Below are 17,921 nucleotides of genomic sequence, written 5' to 3'. Positions count from 1 at the left end.
TAAAGGCTAAAACAAAAAAAACTGATCTGATCAGTTACTCACTGCTCAAACCAATCCACTATTACCTGTTATCCAACTTTTGAGCCGCCCATGCAATTAGGTGACTGCGGCGCTTCGCCGTCGTGCTCTGTAAATTCCTCAGGAGTGTAAGTGTGCATAGCAAGCGCATGAATATGATTTGCCAGCTCATCTTTTAAAATTTCATTAATTTCACGATGACGCTGCAATAATCGCTTACCAGCGAATTCTTCACTGACTACAATCACTTTAAAGTGAGATTCAGTCCCCGCACTGTGCATATGGCTTTCGTTAATAACATTTAAATGCTTACACGCAATAGCATTTGCTAGCTTGTCACGTATTTGTTGTTGCATTGACATAAAAACCACCCTCAAAATTCAGTTATATGGTTACTATAACAACTGCGGCTACACCATGGCTAATGCTATTTAACTGAAACTATTATTAATATAGCGAAACGTTAAACTTATCCGCGGGTGTTTAAGCGTAGTTTGTTTAGGCAACGCATGTTGGTAATTTTGTTGGCTCTGTCCGTTCATTATTAAACAACTACCACTTTGTAATTTGATGTTAGTAATGCTGTTGCTTACTTTGTGTTTAAGTTTAAATAACCGCTCTGCACCAAGCGACACACACGCTATGGTAGGCTCAGGCCCTAGCTGCGCCTCATCATCGCTATGCCAACCCATACAATCGTGGCCATCCCGATAATAATTAACCAAAATTGAGTTAAATGGTTGCTGTAGGTGATTTTCTAAACGTGTTCGCATGGCAAGTAATACGTCTGGCCAAGGCTCTAAGTCGAGTTTATGCCCAGAATAACCGTACTCAAGATTTTCTTCGCTGATAAAACATTGTAGCCTAGGTATTGGCCCCGTTTTACCAAACACTGTAATGTTTGGCTGTTGCCAATTTAGGTTTTGCTGCAAATAATAAAATAAATCGAGGCTTTTTTGTGCGCTAAGTACCTTACTTTGATAAGAAAAGCCATTTGGTAACAGTTGGGGGTTGGCGTTTGGCGGTTGCATGTTAGAATTTACCTATCATTTGATTACCGATCATTAAACTATTATGACTACGCAAGCTACGCTCGGCGATAACACTTTTACTCTTGAACGCTTTCCTTTGGATCAAAAAAACCGCAGCTTACAAGCGTGGGATTCAGCAGACGAATACCTTATTGACTATGTTAATGAACACTACCCTGATTGTCGCTCGTTACTGATCTTAAACGACAGCTTTGGTGCACTTAGCTGTTACTTTAGCAAGCAACAATTAACAGTTTGTTCAGTAAACGACTCATATATTAGCCATCAGGCGGCTGCTTATAACTTAGCGGAAAACAAAATCGCGACGACTGCGTTTAGCCAGCTTGATAGTTTATCGGCTCTGCCTGAGCAAGTAGACCTAGTGTTGGTAAAAGTACCACGCACGTTGGCTTTTTTACAATATCAGCTATCTGAATTAAGCGAGGTGCTCGCACCAAATACGCCAGTTATTGGTGCTGCAAAAACTAAAGACGTACATAACTCTACTATTAAAGCATTTGAAAACTTTATTGGTGAGACGAAAACAAGTCTTGCAGTAAAAAAATCACGTTTAATTATTAGCCAAGCAGCCGGCGGTTATAAAGGCGCAGATTTCCCAGTCAGCTGGCCACTTGAAGGCACTGATTTTACAATAAGTAATCATGCCAATGTGTTTTCACGTGATTCACTTGATATTGGCGCACGTTTCTTTTTCAATTACTTGCCGCAAACAAATAAAGCAAAAAATATTATTGATTTAGGCTGTGGTAATGGCGTGGTTGGTTTAATGACATTAGCGCGCTGTCCTAATGCGCATATTAGCTTTGTTGATGAGTCGTATATGGCGGTTGAATCAGCTCGACTCAACATTGAATTAAACATGGAAGACAAGTTTGAACAATGTACTTTTATAGAGAATGATTGTTTAACTGACTTTGAACGTGAAAGTGCCGATATTGTATTGTGTAATCCGCCATTTCACCAAGCACAAGCGGTTACCGACCACATCGCGTGGCAAATGTTTAAACAAGCAAAAGACACATTAAAAGAAGGTGGCGAGCTGCGTATTATTGGCAATCGTCATTTAGATTATCATGACAAACTAAACCGTATGTTTGGTAACTGTACTTTATTAGGCTCTAATAAAAAGTTTGTGGTACTCAGCGCAACTAAAAATAGTGGGACGTTATAAATGAAACTCATAAAGATATTATTGAGCTGTTGTACTTTAGTGGTTTTTTCGGGATGTGCCAATCAGCCTAATCAGCTTATTCTCAATCCCGTCTATAAAAGTGGACAAATAAGCTCAATCAATAACAGCTTAAACACCAGCGTGATTGATTTACGTGGTGACAGTGCAACCTTAAAGCTTATTGAATCAAGCAAAACAAAAACCATTGCCAGCACGGGTATTACTGAGTCAGTTAAAAGTGCGCTAGACAGTGCGCTTAGTCGCAATGGTGCTAGCATTTCTAATTTAGCGCAATTGCGCTTTGAGTTAGATATTCACGCACTGCAAGCTGTGGTTACAGAAAAGCTAATGAGCCATACCAGTGATGCCAAGATTGAATTTGAAGTACGAGTGATTCGCCCTACCAGTACTTTCAGTAAGCGTTATAGCGGTAATGCTAATTTATCTGGACCACTTGGTCATGATAGGGCAAAAATTGAAGGTCAGCTCAATAAGTTGACTGAGCAGTTAATTACCCGCATTGTATCTGACCCTGAATTAATTGCATTTTTAGAAGGTTAATAATGAAGCAACTTTTTTTAATCTGCGTAAGCTTATTTTTTAGCGTAAATAGTTTAGCGGCACAAGAAGGCCGCTTTGTGCAAAAAGATAATATTTTCCCTCGAGTAGAAATTGTGACATCGTTGGGCAGTATTGTGGTTGAGCTAGACCGCTCAAGAGCCCCTATTACGGTCAATAACTTTTTGACTTATGTGTCTGATAAAAGCTATCAAGGCAGTGTGTTTCATCGTGTAGAACGCGATGTAGAAAATGACCGTGACTTTGTAATTCAAGGCGGTGGTTATGATAAAGATTACGATGGCCTGCATGAAAACGACCCTATTTTTAATGAAAGCGGTAACGGCTTAACTAACGATATGTATAGCATTGCTATGGCCTATCAAGATCGAGAACCACACTCAGGAACGCGTCAGTTCTTTTTTAACATGGATGACAATGACCATTTAAACCCTGGACGTGATTGGGGATTTGCAGTGTTTGGCAGTGTTATGGAAGGTTATGAGACGCTCGATAAAATCATGGCTGTAAAAACGGGTTTTAATGACAAAATTGGCTACAACTTTGTCCCTGAAAAACCGGTTGTTATATTAAATATCAAGGTGCTTGAGCAAGTCCCTTTATAACTTTTTATCAGAGCAGCTTTGGCTGCTCTTTCTATGAGCCAATGAGCCCCTATGAATAGCACACTTTCTGTTCGCGAATACTTTTCTTATTTTAAAGATAAACGTTTAATTAATGTTTTTATATTTGGAATGAGCAGTGGTTTTCCGTGGGTGTTAATTGGCTCGGTAATGTCGGCTTGGCTTAAAGATGAAGGTTTGAGTCGCAGCATGATAGGCTTATTTGGCATTGTGTTTGGTGCCTATAGTATCAATTTTTTATGGTCGCCTTTAATAGATCGCACTAAACTGCCCTTTTTGTACAACTGGCTTGGTCAGCGTCGTAGTTGGATCCTGTTTTGCCAAAGCTTTATTTTACTTGGCACGTTACTACTTGCAGGGCTTGATCTAAAAGCAAACCTAGCGATTGCCGCCGCACTTTGCTTGCTGATCGCCATAGCCTCTGCAACGCAAGATATTGCTATAGATGCTTTTCGAATAGACACTCTTAGTGAAAATGAATCTCACAAAGCCACCGCAGCCGCCGCAATGGCTACATCAGGTTGGTGGACAGGTTATGCTTTATTAGGGGCTGTGCCCTTTTACATGGCAGATATGCCAAACATAGACTGGCCACAGGTCTATTATTTTTTATCTGCGATTATGCTGTTATTAATTAGCTGTGTGTTTTGGGCTAAAGAGCCGCAATCAAATCGCGAAGCCGTTCATGCCGAGCTAGAACGTGTTTACCTTGAAAAGCTCGCAACAACTAAACAAACTCCACTGACAAAAACGCTCGCATGGTTAGGCGTTACCGTGGTTGACCCATTTAAAACCTTTTTTGCTAAAAATGGGGTTAAAACCGCTTTAGCACTGCTGGCATTTATTTTCTTATTTAAAATTGGTGAAGCATTTTTAGCACGAATGTCGATTGTATTTTATAAGGAAGTGGGCTTTAGTAATACCCAAATAGCAAATTACTCCAAGCTGGGCACGGGTTTAATCACCATTGTATTTGCCTTTTTGGGCAGTATTTTTAACCACAAATATGGCATAGTAAAAGGCTTATTTATTAGTGGCGTAGCCATGGCTGCATCTAACTTAATGTTTTCTTGGATTGCCTTAGCAGGGCCACAAGAACACTTATATGCAATGGCGATTGTAGTTGATGGTTTTACCCAAGCTTGGTCTTTAGTGGCGATGGTTGCTTTTATATCTATGCTGTGTGACAGAGCATTTAGCGCCACCCATTATGCGCTATTAGCATCATTGGGTAATTTAGGACGTACGTTATTATCGAGTTATAGTGGCGTAGTTATCGATGATTGGCTAATGGGGAATTGGTCATTATTTTTTGTTTTAACAGCACTTATGGTTTTACCTTCATTAATATTTTTATATCTAATTAGGCACAAACTATATGCATTAGAGCAAAATTATCATAGTAGGTAACACCTAATGCATCCCTGCATTAGTATTGGCTGTAGACGTTAGATTTAACTTTACGATTACAGCCTAACAGCGTTAGTCAGCTTTAATTAAGCTTAATGCTTCATACGGGTCGACTTCTAATGCATTACAGTAGCGAACAAACTCAATCACATCTAAGCGACGCTCTTGATTTTCGATTTTGCCAATAAAAGAATGTGGCGTACCCAAAATTTGCGCTAGGCTGCGCATTGTGTAGCCTTTTTCATGGCGCTTAGTTTTAAGCCACTTTGTTAACTTTGCATTTTCTTCCGAAGATACGGTTTTACCCATCATATACAACTCCTACTCGTTGTTTAACTGTACATATTGCCAAGTGCTCATTGTGATCAACACTGAAAACTCACTGCCACTAACTAAGGCGCAGTGTAAACGCTTACAATTCAATCAACAAAAACACTCAAATATGTACTAACTCTTTATTATTGTGAAAAATGAAACCTTGCCCGTTTCATTCTTGGATACATTATATACCATTCACCGTTGATCTGAATGATTAATTAGTAATTCTACGATTAAAGTTTAACAACAAATATTTACTAAGTCTGAATAAGGTTAAATATTTTATAACTTTTTTGTTTCATTTAAATATAAGCTGTTTATTATTAAGGTCTATTGACCCTAGCTTATAGAGATCAAATCATGTTTAGACTACTCTTTTTACTACCTATTATTTTGTGCTTAGGTTGGTACTTTTTTTTACGCCATTATGCTATTCCATTAAAGCAGGGTAAAAAAGGCTTTATCTATATTTTAGTCTTCTCTGCGTTTGTGCTTGGCTTTTTTGTGTTAATGATGCAAATAACAGAATACAGCCCAACTGAGTTATAATTTTTTTGAACATATAAAAAAACCGCTGATTAAGCGGTTTTTTTGGATAACGATATTTTTATACGCTAAAACTAGCACCACAACCACATGTAGTGGTCGCATTAGGATTTGAGACAAAAAAACGTGCCCCCTCTAATCCTTCGGTGTAGTCAACTTCGCCATCAACTAAATATTGGATACTCATAGGGTCAATGACTAAGGTAACCCCATTTTTAACAATTTCTAAATCGCCAGGATTCGCTTTTTCATCAAAAGTAAAACCGTATTGAAAACCTGAACACCCACCGCCTGTGACATAAACACGCAGTTTTAGATCTGGGTTTTCTTCTTCGTCGATTAACTGTTTAACACGCACAGCGGCTGCGTCGCTAAACTTAATGGGTAATTCTTCAGACATCTTATAACCCTCAATACCTTAATACTAATGCGCGAGATTATCTAATACCTGAGTGTTTTAATCAAGTATAGTTAATCCTGCTTCTACGCTCCAATGCTAACATGGCTTGTTTAGCTCACTCTGTGAATAGGTGCAGTATAAATTAAATTTAAATTAATCTGTTGTTAAAAATCTCAAGGACTTCCCTAGACTATTTTGATAAACTTGACGCCTAAAAATGCTACGGGGAAATAAAGCATGTGGCTTGAGCGACTGAGACGTCGATTAGCAAAACCAAAAACATCCGTACAATTATGCTTATTAGGCGTAAGTGCCGGATTAATTGCTGCATTTTTTATTATACTGTTCCGCTTAACCATTTTATTTTTTCAAAGTTTATTTCTAGAAACCCCTGACGATTTTACCACCCTACCCACTTTAGAACGGGTATTAATGCCTTTAGTTGCAGCGTTATTAATAGCTACATTTGCGGCTTTCACTGGCTTTAAACATTACCGCTTAGGTATTCCTTTTGTAATACACAGAATCAAGCGCCATTACGGGCAAATGCCACTGTATAACACGGTTAATCAGTTTGTTGGTGGTGCACTGGCGCTGATCAGCGGTTTTTCTGTTGGCCGCGAAGGCCCATCAGTTCACATGGGAGCAGCAGGGGCGAGCATATTAGCAAATAAATTACACTTACCTCACAACGCTATGCGTACCCTCAGTGGTTGTGGCGTTGCCGCGGGAATTGCTGCGTCGTTCAATACCCCACTTGCTGCGGTTATTTTTGTAATGGAAGTGGTACTCAGAGAATACAAAGTGCATATTTTTGTGCCGATAATGCTCGCAGCCGTTACCGGTGCATTAGCCACTCAATTTGTATTTGGTGAAGGCTCAGAACTTGCGCTAATAAGCATTGCCCCCTTAAGTGGGTGGCATTACCCCTATTTAATTTTGTGCGGCATGGGGCTGGGCGCGGTGGCTTATGCTTTTAATCAAAACTTAATGCTGATTATTAAAACCTTTAAACCACTAAGTATGTTTCCTCGTTTAATAATTGCAGGGTGTATTGCCAGCTTAATTGCCTATGCAGTTCCACAAGCTATGGGCTCAGGGATGAGTGCGATAACCATTGCTGTAGAGTCACCTGAAAACATGCAACTACTTACCACTATTTTAATTGCTAAGTTATTAGCCACCTTGTTTGCTATTGGCTTAGGTATTCCTGGTGGGTTAATTGGTCCGGTTATTGGACTTGGTGTTTTAACCGGCACTTTAATGGCATTTTTTGCCCAGTTTATTAGCCCAGGAACTGACATAGCTGGTACTTATGGGGTGCTCGGCATGGCAGGCTTACTAGCTGCCACATTGCACTCTCCCTTAGCGGCACTAACTACCGTGATGGAGCTGACCTCTTCACCGGAAATTATTGTACCGGCGATGATCGTCATTACCACCGCCTACGTTACAGCTTTGCAGGTATTTGGTAACCGCTCTATATTTTTACAGCAATTAGACTTTCAGGGATTACCTTACCATGTATCTCCGGCCACTGAGGCATTACAAAAAGTAGGGGTGATGGATGACATGGATGAAGACTTTAAATTGCTCTACTCTGACGATAAAGAGCAAATAAAAAACAGTCTAGATGCCATGGACAGCCAAACACCGTTAATTGTGTTTGACGAGGAAAATGGTTATCGCCTAGCTGAATATGACTTAAGTTTAATGTCTGATCAGGCGGTCAATATAAAGTACATTAGCTTACAAGGTATCAGCAGCCAGGCCACTCTTGCAGATGCCTTTGAAATTTTAAATGATAAACGCAGTGGTGCACTTTATGTATATAACTTATTAGATAATCAACAAATTATGGGATTACTAAGGTGGGATCAAATCCATCATATTCTAACCATACGTAACAGTTTACTTTAACAATAATGAGAACAGTATGAGCGCATTATTAATTTACAAAACCTTGCACGTATTTTTTATGATTGCTTGGTTTGCCGGTATTTTTTACCTTCCTCGACTTTTTGTTTATCACGCTATGAGTGAAGAAAAATCGTGTAACTCAATGCTAAAAGTAATGGAACGTCGGCTGCTTTATTTTGTTACCCCCTTTGCTGTGCTTACCGCAGTGTTTGGCGTATTAACTATTGTTGAATACGGCCGCGAATGGTTTCGTTACAGTATGTGGCTGCATTATAAACTAGTGCTGGTAATCATTTTATATATTTATCATGGCTACTGTTTCAAATTATTAGCTGATTTTAAACACGATAGAAATACAAAAAGCGATCGGTTTTACCGAATTTTCAACGAGCTACCTGTTTTAGCGTTACTCGTTATAGTTGCTTTAGCCATTATTAAGCCAAGCTTTTAAATACAGGATTATAAATTACACTGCCAAGTCGCAAACTAAGTTTGTATAATACGCGCGATTGCGTGCTCCTTTATGGATTATCGCGCCTTTTTGAATAACTAGGAATAACCCCATGTTCAGTTTCCAAGGTGAAAATATACTCTCTGTTAATCAACTCGATCGAGACTGTATTGAACGCATATTTGCTGTAGCAAAAAAAATGGAGCCATACGCAAAAAAACAAAAGCGTACCAATGTGCTTGAAGGCGCTATTTTAGCGAATCTATTTTTTGAACCTAGTACGCGTACTCGTGTTAGTTTTGGCACTGCGTTTAACTTACTCGGTGGACTGGTTCGTGAAACCACCGGTATGCAAAGCTCTGCGCTTGCTAAGGGCGAGTCACTATATGATACCGCACGTGTTATTTCAGCCTATGCTGATGCGGTTGCAATGCGCCATCCAGACTCAGGCTCGGTAGCTGAATTTGCAACAGGTTGCAGCGTACCAGTAATAAATGGTGGCGATGGACCCAATGAGCACCCTACTCAAGCGCTGCTTGATTTATTAACTATTGAGCGAGAGCTTAACCGCTTCGATCAAAATATTGATGGTATGCACATTGCGCTAGTCGGCGATTTAAAATATGGCCGAACCGTTCACTCGCTATCAAAGCTACTATGTCATTACAAAAACATTCGCTTTTCAATGGTTGCCCCTAATGGCTTGCAAATGCCTGACTCAATTTTATCTGTCGTTGAAAATGCAGGACATAAAATTGAACTGGTTGATAAAATGGAAGGTAACTTAGCGGCCGATATTGTTTATCAAACACGCATTCAAGAAGAGCGTTTTCCGTCTCAAGAGGAAGCTAATAAATACCGTGGTGGATTTAGAATTAGCCAGTCTATTTACAATTCCCATTGCAAACCGAACTCGGTGTTAATGCACCCGCTTCCTCGCGATAGCCGTTTAGAGGCAAACGAACTTGATAACGACTTAAATGCTAACGACAATCTAGCAATATTCCGCCAAGTACAAAATGGCGTACTTATTCGTATGGCGCTGTTTGCTTTAACCCTCGGCGTAGAAAACAAAGTCGAGCAGTATGAAGTAGACGTTCCTTGGTTTAGCCGCAAACGCGATAGCTAAGCTTTTAATTTTAAAGTGATAAAACAATAGGATTTTTCATGACAATTAGCCAAGACTTATTTAAACGAGCTCAAGACTCTATTCCTGGTGGCGTAAATTCACCAGTGCGTGCTTTTAATGGTGTAGGTGGTACTCCGCTGTTTATTACTAAAGCACAGGGCGCGTTTACATTTGATGCTGATGGCAACCGTTACATTGATTATGTGGGCTCTTGGGGTCCAATGATTATGGGCCACAATCACCCTGAAATAAAACAAGCAGTGCATGATGCGGTAGAAAATGGTTTAAGCTACGGTGCACCTACCGAAGCTGAAATTTTAATGGCTGAAAAAGTTAAAGAGCTAGTCCCATCTATCGAAAAAGTACGTATGGTAAGCTCAGGTACTGAAGCAACAATGAGTGCAATTCGCTTAGCTCGTGGTTTTACTGGTCGTGACAAAATTTTAAAGTTTGAGGGTTGTTACCACGGCCATGCAGATTCACTGCTAGTAAAAGCCGGCTCTGGTGCATTAACTATGGGTGTACCTAACTCTCCAGGCATTCCTGAAGATTTAGCTAAGCACACCCTTACGGTTTCGTTTAACAATATTGAAGAAGTGAAAGCGATTTTTGCTAAATACGCCGATGAAATCGCGTGTATTATTGTTGAGCCAGTTGCAGGTAACATGAACTGTATCCCACCAGTACCTGGCTTTTTAGAAGGACTGCGTGAAGTCTGTGATCAGTACCAATCTGTGCTTATTTTTGACGAAGTAATGACAGGTTTTCGTGTAGCCCTTGGTGGCGCTCAAGCTTATTACAACATCAAGCCAGACCTAACCTGTTTAGGTAAAGTAATTGGTGGTGGCATGCCAGTTGGCGCATTTGGTGGTAAAACAGAGATTATGGATTACATAGCCCCTGTAGGCCCTGTTTATCAAGCAGGTACACTGTCAGGAAATCCAATTGCGATGGCTGCAGGTTTAAAATCACTTGAGTTACTTAGCGCACCTGGCATTCACGAAAAACTAGAAGCCATTAGTAAAGCGATTTGTGAAGGCTTTGAAGCAGCAGCTAAAAAAGTAGGTATTGCCTTAACTACTAACTACGCTGGCGGCATGTATGGCTTTTTCTTTACTGATGCAGAAAAAGTAACGACTTACCAACAAGCTACTGAATGTGATTTAGAGCGCTTTAAAAAGTTCTTCCACTTAATGCTTGAAGAAGGTGTTTATTTAGCGCCTTCAGCGTTTGAAGCTGGTTTTGTTTGTGCTGCGCATACAGAGCAAGAAGTTCAGGCAACGATTGAAGCGGCAGAGCGCGCTTTTGCTAAACTATAACGTTTAGCTCATAAGATCGCTTACCCATAAAAAAAGCCCTTTCGGGCTTTTTTTGTTTTTATTACTTAGCGAATACATTGGGGCCTTGGTTTAAACTCACTGGCCCTAAGCGGTAATTGAATCACTTTGCCACACCCTGGTGGTGCTTGCTTCCCGGTTTGCTCGTTTACAAATGCCCACCGAATTGAAGGTGGACGGGTATCGGCAATTGCTTGCGGGTTTAAGGGTTTTAAATAACGAATATAGGTTTCAAGCGCGCCGACACTGCCGGTTAAGCCAGTACTTTTATTATCATCACGACCTAACCATGCAACCGTCACTGTATTTTGATCAAACCCAGCAAACCAGCTGTCGCGTAATTCGTTACTAGTACCTGTTTTACCTGCGAGCTGAATCGACGGAAAATGTAAATTTAAGCGTTTAGCGGTGCCATCTTTAGTTACTCGCTTCATAGCGTATTTGGTCATGTACATGGCATCTTTATCAAAGCGTTGTTCGTTACTCACTTTATGCTTATAAAGTACTTTACCAACAGAGTCGGTTAATGCCGAGATAGACGTCAGCTCTCTGTATTCGCCATCAGCAGCAATTGTGGTATAAAGCTGAGCCACTTCAAAACTCGACATTTCAATAGCCCCTAATAGCAGCGACGGATATTCATTAATATGGCCTTTAGCACCTAGTCCTCTGAGTGTATTAGCAACTTTATCAACCCCAACATCAAGCCCTAAGTTAACTGCCGGAATATTAATGCTGTGGCTGAATGCTTTATAAAGAGGCACGGCACCTCGATATTGATGATCAAAGTTTTCTGGCTGCCATACTTTTCCCTCTTCGTTGGTGACTTGCACGGGTGAATCATCAAGCAACGTCGCTAAATTATAATGAGGAAGCTGCAGTGCACTTAAATACACTGCCGGTTTAACTAATGAGCCAATATTGCGCTTGGTATCAAGTACGCGGTTAAAGCCTGAATAGCGCACATCACGTCCAGAGACTAACGCTGATACACCAGCTTTTTCAACATTAACGGAGATCATCGCCGCTTCTAATTCTTTGGTATTTGGACGCCTTTCCAAATAAGGTAAACTGGCCTTAATCGATTCTTCCATTGCGGTTTGTTTTTGCAAGTCGAAGTAGGTAAATACGCGCACCCCTGCATCTAATACTTCTTGATCAGGTAGCAGCTGTTTCAACTCGCGATTAACCAACTCTAAGTAACCTGGGTAAGACTTTTGTAAGCTGGCTTTCATTGGCGCAATATCAATTGCGCGCTTTAACGAGGCTCGATACTCTTTAGTGGAAATAAGTTTGTTATCGACCATTAAACGCAACACTAAGTCACGACGCTCCATAGCACGTTCTTTATAACGTCTAGGGTTATAATAAGAAGGGCCTTTAACCATGGCCACCAGCAGGGCAATTTGGTCGTACTCAAGTTCATCAACGGGTTTTGCAAAGTAAAACTCAGCAGCCAGCCCCATCCCATGTACTCCTTGGTTATAAGACTGTCCTAGGTAGACTTCGTTTAAATAGGCTTCGAGAATCTGATCTTTTGAATAACGATAATCAAGAATAAGCGCAATAAAAGCTTCATTGATTTTACGTACTAATGAACGTTCACGGGTAAGGTAAATATTTTTAGCTAGCTGTTGCGTCAGTGTGCTGCCCCCTTGCACGGTTCTTCCTGCGCGAATATTGGTATATAAAGCCCGTAAAATAGAAAATACCGATACCCCGTGGTGATCATAAAAATCGCGGTCTTCGACCACTAACAAAGCATTTTTAAGCATGTCAGGAAATTTATCTAATGGCACAAATTCGCGGTCTTGTTTTGAGTCATTACCTATACGGGCTATTTGTACAGGCTCTAATCTGGCAGTGTTTAAGCGACGACCGAATTTATCTTTAATACTTACAACCTTTTCCCCAGAGAAACGTAATTCAATTACATGAGCATTTTCTAAACCATCATAAAATTCAAAATCACGACGAAAAATCTTAATACTATTAGCTGTTTTAATATATTGCCCTGTGCGGCTCAAGCGATTAACTGCCGTGTAATTTAAACGTTTAAGCTCCCATAAAACTTCTTGCTCAGATAAAAACTGCCCAGGAAAAAACGTCATTGAACGCGCATACACTTGGGCTGGAAGTTGCCATTTGTTGCCTTCAAATTGGCGGGTGATTTTTGCATCAAGATAAATAAAGTAAAGTGCTACAGCGATGAAAGTCGCCAGACTCAGTTTCCAAAAAATAGAAAACAAAGTTTTTAAAAATGGCCGTTTAGCCGAACTTGCGGTTTTTTTTGCAGCACTTTTTCGCGCTGATGTTTTAGATGACTTAGTAGCACGCTTAGTCGAGGATTTACTGGTCGGTGTTTTCTTTTTTTCAGCCATTTAAGTGTAATACATTCCAAAGGTTGATTTAACGCGAGGAGCTTATCACATTACTCTAACACCTGAAAAATTAACCCTTCCTGAAATCAAAAAAGCCCTAACTGAGTAGGGCTTTGATTGAACACACAATACTTTTACTTTTAATTACTTCTTACTGAAACAAATTCTGGGTAAGCATCAATACCACAATCATGTTGATCCATACCGTTTAGCTCTTCCTCTTCGGTAACACGAATACCCATGGTTTGTTTTAAGACTGCCCAAACAATGAATGAAGCGATAAACACAAAGCCAATGATACATAGTAAACCAATTAACTGTGCCACAAGGTTAGCCTCGGCATTAGTAACCGGCACTAATACCACACCTAATATGCCACATACACCATGCACAGAGATGGCACCTACAGGGTCGTCAATTTTCACTTTATCAAGTGCCACAATGCTTAGTACAACCAAAGATCCACCTAGTAGGCCATATAAACACGCCATTAATGGTGATGGTGATAATGGATCTGCAGTAATAACCACTAAGCCTGCAAGTGCGCCATTAAGTACCATGGTTAAATCTGCCTTACCCCATAATAATTTACATAAGAACAAGGCTGATATTGCACCCATAGCTGCAGCAGCATTGGTGTTAAGTAGTATTTGACCTACTGCAGTTGCATTTTCTTTATCTGAAATTAATAACTGTGATCCACCGTTAAAGCCAAACCAACCCATCCATAAAATAAATGTACCCAATGTAGCAAGTGGCAAGTTTGAACCTGGAATTGGGTAAATTTCACCATTTTTACCATATTTACCTTTACGTGCACCCAGTAGAATTACACCCGCAAGCGCTGCAGCTGCACCGGTTGCATGGACAATGGCAGAACCTGCAAAATCAACAAAGCCTAATTCAGATAGGAAGCCGCCACCCCATGTCCAGTAACCTTCAATTGGGTAAATTAATCCTGTAAGTACTACTGTAAACACTAAGAAAGCCCATAACTTCATACGCTCCGCTACGGCGCCAGATACAATAGACATAGCCGTTGCAACAAATACTACCTGGAAGAAAAAATCAGACTCTAGTGAATGATCGGCGTCTGCCGCTTGACTACCTATTAGGCCACCAAATGAAGGAATTATTCCGCCTTCAACGTTGTCTACATACATAATGTTGTAACCGACCAACAAAAACATAGTACAAGCGATAGAATAAAGTGCGATATTTTTAGTTAGAATTTCTGTGGTATTTTTTGAGCGCACTAAACCTGCTTCTAACATTGCAAAACCAGCTGCCATCCACATAACTAAGATGCCAGAGATTAAAAAGTAAAACGTATCGAGCGAAAACTTCAGCTCTATAATTGTATTTTCCATGTTGCCCCCTTAAATAGCATCATCATCAAGTTCGCCAGTACGAATACGGACAATTTGATCTAAGTCGTAAACAAAAATTTTGCCGTCACCAATTTTGCCCGTTCCAGCAACTTTGGTAATGGTTTCTACAACGCGTTGGCAATTTTCACTACGAGTGGCAATTTCAAGTTTAATTTTAGGTATAAAGTCAACTTGGTACTCTGCACCACGGTATAACTCTGTATGACCTCTTTGACGTCCAAACCCCTTAACGTCAACCACGGTCATTCCTTCGATGCCTAAATCAGCGAGTGCTTCACGCACATCATCTAGTTTGAATGGCTTTATTATTGCACTGATCATTTTCACAAAGGCCCCCTTAGGACACTAGCTTGTTATTGTATTTGCTCTATGCAATCCAACCTTTGTGCCACCTTTAAATTACAAATAAAAACAGAGGGTTATTAAATTAAATAATATAAAAAACAAAAAAGCGCACCATTTAGGTGCGCTTTTTTTAAGCAAAATACAGAATTGGTGCGAGTCGATAAATACGCAAATAATCGTCTTTAACTAACCGTTACACTCTCGCCAAATACACATTGATAATGTATTTAAGATTAAAGTTACTCTGTCGCATAGAAAGACAAAGCCGGTTTTTTAGCATCACTTAGCCATATTGACTCCATAGTTTGCACCACTCGAAAGTGAAACTCTTCATGGGTAAAGGGTTTAGTTAAAAAGTCATTCGCACCTGATTTAATAAATCGTGCAGCAACGCCATAACTATATACATCAGCTAAACCAATAATGGCCAATTGCTCACGGCTTTTAATATTACGAATAGCTCTAATTAATTCAAAACCATTCATACCTGATAAGTTATGGTCAGTGATCACTAAGTTGATAGCCTGATCATGCTCAAGTATATGAAGAGCTTGCGCACTATTATCAACAGTAATGACGTCAAACAATTGTTTTTCGAGCATTTGCTTAACCAAGCTACTGCTCAATAAGGAATTATCTACAACCAGCGCTTTGCGCCCCTGGTTACGCAATAACTGTGCTACAAATTTTATGGCGTAAAGATAAGAGTCGCGATTATCTTTAATGACGTAATCGATAATACCTAATTCCAGCATTTTTAAACGTGTATGTTCATCTGTTTGCGTTGTCATCACCAACGTAGGGATACCTTGCGACAGTGTAAAGCGAGTTATATCAGTATCGATTTGCCCACCAACAGATAAATCAACTAACGCGAGCGAATAACTAGTTTGATTTAGTAACTTTTTACATTGAGTAAGTGACTGAGCTAAATCAACCCGCACATCAAGATAATGAGCAGCAATATGTTTGAGTACCTGTTGTACCCTTATATTATCTTCAACAATTAAAACCCGTTGCATAAACTCCCTTTCATTTACGTTCACCCTTTATGGTAATAAACCTAAAAATAAATCACTCTCAAGCATCCATTTAAAAACAATTAAAGCGACCAATAACCTAAAAAACTTAATTAATAATTAAATTCTTTAATCGCCTTAAACTTACAGTATGGCATACACATCAAGTATATTTCGCCCGTTTGCTATGTTGAGATTAATCTTAATTACATAAACTCAACGATTATTATCGGCAGCTAGTCTCAATACTTTTGTTTTTTACTCAAATATCGCTATAACTGCAGTACATAAAATAAAAAGGGTTAGTTATGAAATTTAGTCGAAGTCTATTTTTACCCATTGCCGCAATTGCACTTACATTTACGAGTGCAACGTTTGCCGATAATCAACGCCGTATTGATATCGACAGTAAAGTAGTTACTCAGCACAAAGCAAAAATAAATAACGAACGATTTTCTTATACGGTAGCAACAGGCACACAGCCAGTATGGGATAACAAGGGTGATGCCATTGCAACCCTTCAATACACTTACTACACCCGCGATAAAGTAGATGATAGAACAAAGCGCCCATTACTTATTTCATTTAATGGTGGCCCTGGTTCAGCATCAGTTTGGATGCATTTAGCTTACACCGGCCCTCGCGTTTTAAAAATTGACGACGAAGGCTACCCAATTCAACCTTATGGTGTAAAAGATAACCCTTATTCGGTTTTAGATGTAGCGGATATCGTTTATGTAAATCCTGTAAATACAGGTTATTCACGTGTTGTAGAAGATAAAGACGGTAACCTTTTATCCAAAGATAAACAAAAAGAGCTATTTTTTGGCGTTAATGCCGATATAAAGTACCTTGCAGAATGGCTTAATACTTTTGTATCTCGCAATGAACGTTGGCGCTCTCCAAAGTTTTTAATTGGTGAAAGCTATGGTACTACTCGTGTATCGGGTTTAGCCCATGAGCTGCAAAATAGTCAGTGGATGTACATTAACGGTGTTGTACTCGTATCTCCTACCGATATCGGTATTAAACGCGACGGACCAGTAAAAGCAGCTAACCGCCTACCTTACTTTGCAGCTACTGCATGGTACCACAAAGCATTAAACGCCGATTTACAAGCAAAAGATTTAGACGAGCTATTACCAGAAGTTGAACAGTTTACCGTTAATGAGCTTATTCCTGCGCTTGCAAAAGGCGGCTTTATTGCGCCTGACGAAAAACGTCGTATTATTAAAAAAATGGCTGAATATGCGGGTTTATCTGAAACATTTGTTAGTCAAAACAATTTAGATATTCCAACACAGTTTTTTTGGAAAGAGTTATTGCGTGAACGCGGACAAATGGTTGGTCGACTGGATTCGCGCTATTTAGGCATAGATAAACGCGATGCCGGTGAGTCACCAGATTACTGGGCAGAGCTTACATCATGGCTGCACTCTTTCACTCCTGCAATTAACTATTATCTTCGTGAAGAGCTTAATTACAAAACCGATATCAAATATAACTTATTTGGTAACGTTCACCCATGGGATAGAAGCGGAAATAATACCGGTGAAAATTTACGCTTAGCCATGGCTCAAAACCCTTATTTAAATGTAATGGTTCAGGCGGGCTACTTTGACGGTGCAACCAATTACTTTGATGCCAAATATACTATGTGGCAATTAGATCCAAGTGGTAAAATGCAAGATAGGTTAAGCTTTAAAGGCTACCGCAGTGGCCATATGATGTATCTACGCCACGCAGATTTAGAAAGCTCTAATAACGATTTACGCGAGTTTATAAATCAGTCTTTACCCAAAGACGGTGAATCCGCTAAATACTAATTAGC

Annotated in this window: 18 protein-coding genes; 10 read left to right on the top strand and 8 right to left on the bottom strand. The window is 39.8% G+C overall.

Features of this window, described 5'->3' with window-relative positions; all coding sequences use genetic code 11:
- Window positions 1–68 precede the first annotated feature (68 nt).
- Together AN392_RS01580 and AN392_RS01575 are read right to left on the bottom strand one after the other, a co-directional pair.
- A complete protein-coding gene (locus AN392_RS01580; protein ID WP_010391086.1) occupies window positions 69–380 on the bottom strand; it encodes a BolA family transcriptional regulator in 312 nt (103 codons plus the stop codon).
- 69 nt (window positions 381–449) lie between these two features.
- Window positions 450–1,049, bottom strand: coding sequence for an alpha-ketoglutarate-dependent dioxygenase AlkB (locus AN392_RS01575; protein ID WP_055011633.1), 600 nt, complete (start codon window positions 1,047–1,049; stop codon window positions 450–452).
- Between the two features lie 43 nt (window positions 1,050–1,092).
- Here AN392_RS01575 and AN392_RS01570 point away from each other — a divergent pair, with 43 nt between their 5' ends.
- The 4 genes from AN392_RS01570 to AN392_RS01555 are packed head-to-tail and all read left to right on the top strand — an operon-like array spanning window position 1,093 to window position 4,853.
- Window positions 1,093–2,241 carry a methyltransferase gene (locus AN392_RS01570; RefSeq protein ID WP_055011632.1) on the top strand — a complete coding sequence of 383 codons (1,149 nt, stop codon included), beginning with the start codon at window positions 1,093–1,095 and terminating at the stop codon, window positions 2,239–2,241.
- Entirely contained in the window at window positions 2,242–2,802 is a 561-nt protein-coding gene (locus AN392_RS01565; RefSeq protein ID WP_055011631.1) for a YajG family lipoprotein, read from the top strand.
- Between the two features lie 2 nt (window positions 2,803–2,804).
- On the top strand, window positions 2,805–3,425 hold the full coding sequence (locus AN392_RS01560) for a peptidylprolyl isomerase (RefSeq protein ID WP_008111880.1): 621 nt from the start codon (window positions 2,805–2,807) through the stop codon (window positions 3,423–3,425).
- A 51-nt stretch (window positions 3,426–3,476) separates the two neighbouring features.
- On the top strand, window positions 3,477–4,853 hold the full coding sequence (locus tag AN392_RS01555; RefSeq protein WP_054202024.1) for an AmpG family muropeptide MFS transporter: 1,377 nt from the start codon (window positions 3,477–3,479) through the stop codon (window positions 4,851–4,853).
- 72 nt (window positions 4,854–4,925) lie between these two features.
- On the opposite strand, the gene AN392_RS01550 is transcribed toward AN392_RS01555, so the two are convergent.
- Window positions 4,926–5,165, bottom strand: a complete 240-nt coding sequence (locus tag AN392_RS01550; protein ID WP_008111877.1) for a helix-turn-helix domain-containing protein — start codon at window positions 5,163–5,165, stop codon at window positions 4,926–4,928.
- A 366-nt stretch (window positions 5,166–5,531) separates the two neighbouring features.
- On the opposite strand from AN392_RS01550, the gene AN392_RS01545 reads away from it, so the two are divergent.
- The gene (locus tag AN392_RS01545; RefSeq protein ID WP_054202023.1) at window positions 5,532–5,720 is read left to right on the top strand and encodes a hypothetical protein; all 189 of its coding nucleotides are present in this window, start codon (window positions 5,532–5,534) and stop codon (window positions 5,718–5,720) included.
- A 58-nt stretch (window positions 5,721–5,778) separates the two neighbouring features.
- On the opposite strand, the gene erpA is transcribed toward AN392_RS01545, so the two are convergent.
- A complete protein-coding gene (gene erpA / locus AN392_RS01540) occupies window positions 5,779–6,117 on the bottom strand; it encodes an iron-sulfur cluster insertion protein ErpA (protein WP_002958911.1) in 339 nt (112 codons plus the stop codon).
- Window positions 6,118–6,354: 237 nt separating this feature from the next.
- On the opposite strand from erpA, the gene AN392_RS01535 reads away from it, so the two are divergent.
- The 4 genes from AN392_RS01535 (at window position 6,355) to hemL (ending at window position 10,936) form a co-directional block, all read left to right on the top strand.
- Entirely contained in the window at window positions 6,355–8,037 is a 1,683-nt protein-coding gene (locus AN392_RS01535; RefSeq protein WP_010391078.1) for a chloride channel protein, read from the top strand.
- Between the two features lie 16 nt (window positions 8,038–8,053).
- Window positions 8,054–8,488 (top strand): CopD family protein, encoded by a 435-nt coding sequence (locus AN392_RS01530; RefSeq protein WP_010391077.1) that lies wholly within the window; start codon window positions 8,054–8,056, stop codon window positions 8,486–8,488.
- 112 nt (window positions 8,489–8,600) lie between these two features.
- The gene (locus AN392_RS01525) at window positions 8,601–9,617 is read left to right on the top strand and encodes an aspartate carbamoyltransferase (RefSeq protein ID WP_054202016.1); all 1,017 of its coding nucleotides are present in this window, start codon (window positions 8,601–8,603) and stop codon (window positions 9,615–9,617) included.
- 38 nt (window positions 9,618–9,655) lie between these two features.
- Window positions 9,656–10,936, top strand: a complete 1,281-nt coding sequence (hemL, locus tag AN392_RS01520; protein ID WP_055011630.1) for a glutamate-1-semialdehyde 2,1-aminomutase — start codon at window positions 9,656–9,658, stop codon at window positions 10,934–10,936.
- 65 nt (window positions 10,937–11,001) lie between these two features.
- Here hemL and mrcB read toward each other — a convergent pair whose 3' ends face one another.
- The 4 genes from mrcB to AN392_RS01500 form a co-directional block, all read right to left on the bottom strand.
- Window positions 11,002–13,335 (bottom strand): penicillin-binding protein 1B, encoded by a 2,334-nt coding sequence (gene mrcB, locus AN392_RS01515; protein ID WP_055011629.1) that lies wholly within the window; start codon window positions 13,333–13,335, stop codon window positions 11,002–11,004.
- Window positions 13,336–13,475: 140 nt separating this feature from the next.
- A complete protein-coding gene (locus AN392_RS01510; RefSeq protein WP_054202014.1) occupies window positions 13,476–14,705 on the bottom strand; it encodes an ammonium transporter in 1,230 nt (409 codons plus the stop codon).
- A gap of 9 nt (window positions 14,706–14,714) precedes the next feature.
- Entirely contained in the window at window positions 14,715–15,053 is a 339-nt protein-coding gene (locus tag AN392_RS01505; RefSeq protein WP_010391070.1) for a P-II family nitrogen regulator, read from the bottom strand.
- A gap of 257 nt (window positions 15,054–15,310) precedes the next feature.
- Window positions 15,311–16,093, bottom strand: a complete 783-nt coding sequence (locus AN392_RS01500) for a response regulator (protein WP_055011628.1) — start codon at window positions 16,091–16,093, stop codon at window positions 15,311–15,313.
- A gap of 305 nt (window positions 16,094–16,398) precedes the next feature.
- Between AN392_RS01500 and AN392_RS01495 the strand changes: the two genes are divergently transcribed.
- Window positions 16,399–17,916: a S10 family peptidase gene (locus AN392_RS01495; protein ID WP_055011627.1), complete on the top strand. Its 1,518-nt coding sequence runs from the start codon at window positions 16,399–16,401 to the stop codon at window positions 17,914–17,916.
- Window positions 17,917–17,921 lie beyond the last annotated feature (5 nt).

Source organism: Pseudoalteromonas sp. P1-16-1b, from assembly GCF_001401785.1.
Classification (GTDB): Bacteria; Pseudomonadota; Gammaproteobacteria; order Enterobacterales; family Alteromonadaceae; genus Pseudoalteromonas; species Pseudoalteromonas undina.
This window is presented reverse-complemented; position numbering and strand designations above follow the sequence as displayed.

Bases quoted from the DNA above. Each gene is read 5' to 3' on its own strand.
- AN392_RS01530 (WP_010391077.1), top strand. From the start codon at position 8,054: ATGAGCGCATTATTAATTTACAAAACCTTGCACGTATTTTTTATGATT.
- AN392_RS01580 (WP_010391086.1), bottom strand. From the start codon at position 380: ATGTCAATGCAACAACAAATACGTGACAAGCTAGCAAATGCTATTGCG.
- AN392_RS01550 (WP_008111877.1), bottom strand. From the start codon at position 5,165: ATGATGGGTAAAACCGTATCTTCGGAAGAAAATGCAAAGTTAACAAAG.
- AN392_RS01560 (WP_008111880.1), top strand. From the start codon at position 2,805: ATGAAGCAACTTTTTTTAATCTGCGTAAGCTTATTTTTTAGCGTAAAT.
- AN392_RS01500 (WP_055011628.1), bottom strand. From the start codon at position 16,093: ATGCAACGGGTTTTAATTGTTGAAGATAATATAAGGGTACAACAGGTA.
- AN392_RS01545 (WP_054202023.1), top strand. From the start codon at position 5,532: ATGTTTAGACTACTCTTTTTACTACCTATTATTTTGTGCTTAGGTTGG.
- AN392_RS01525 (WP_054202016.1), top strand. From the start codon at position 8,601: ATGTTCAGTTTCCAAGGTGAAAATATACTCTCTGTTAATCAACTCGAT.
- AN392_RS01555 (WP_054202024.1), top strand. From the start codon at position 3,477: ATGAATAGCACACTTTCTGTTCGCGAATACTTTTCTTATTTTAAAGAT.
- AN392_RS01570 (WP_055011632.1), top strand. From the start codon at position 1,093: ATGACTACGCAAGCTACGCTCGGCGATAACACTTTTACTCTTGAACGC.
- hemL (WP_055011630.1), top strand. From the start codon at position 9,656: ATGACAATTAGCCAAGACTTATTTAAACGAGCTCAAGACTCTATTCCT.
- AN392_RS01510 (WP_054202014.1), bottom strand. From the start codon at position 14,705: ATGGAAAATACAATTATAGAGCTGAAGTTTTCGCTCGATACGTTTTAC.
- mrcB (WP_055011629.1), bottom strand. From the start codon at position 13,335: ATGGCTGAAAAAAAGAAAACACCGACCAGTAAATCCTCGACTAAGCGT.
- AN392_RS01575 (WP_055011633.1), bottom strand. From the start codon at position 1,049: ATGCAACCGCCAAACGCCAACCCCCAACTGTTACCAAATGGCTTTTCT.
- AN392_RS01565 (WP_055011631.1), top strand. From the start codon at position 2,242: ATGAAACTCATAAAGATATTATTGAGCTGTTGTACTTTAGTGGTTTTT.
- AN392_RS01495 (WP_055011627.1), top strand. From the start codon at position 16,399: ATGAAATTTAGTCGAAGTCTATTTTTACCCATTGCCGCAATTGCACTT.
- AN392_RS01535 (WP_010391078.1), top strand. From the start codon at position 6,355: ATGTGGCTTGAGCGACTGAGACGTCGATTAGCAAAACCAAAAACATCC.
- erpA (WP_002958911.1), bottom strand. From the start codon at position 6,117: ATGTCTGAAGAATTACCCATTAAGTTTAGCGACGCAGCCGCTGTGCGT.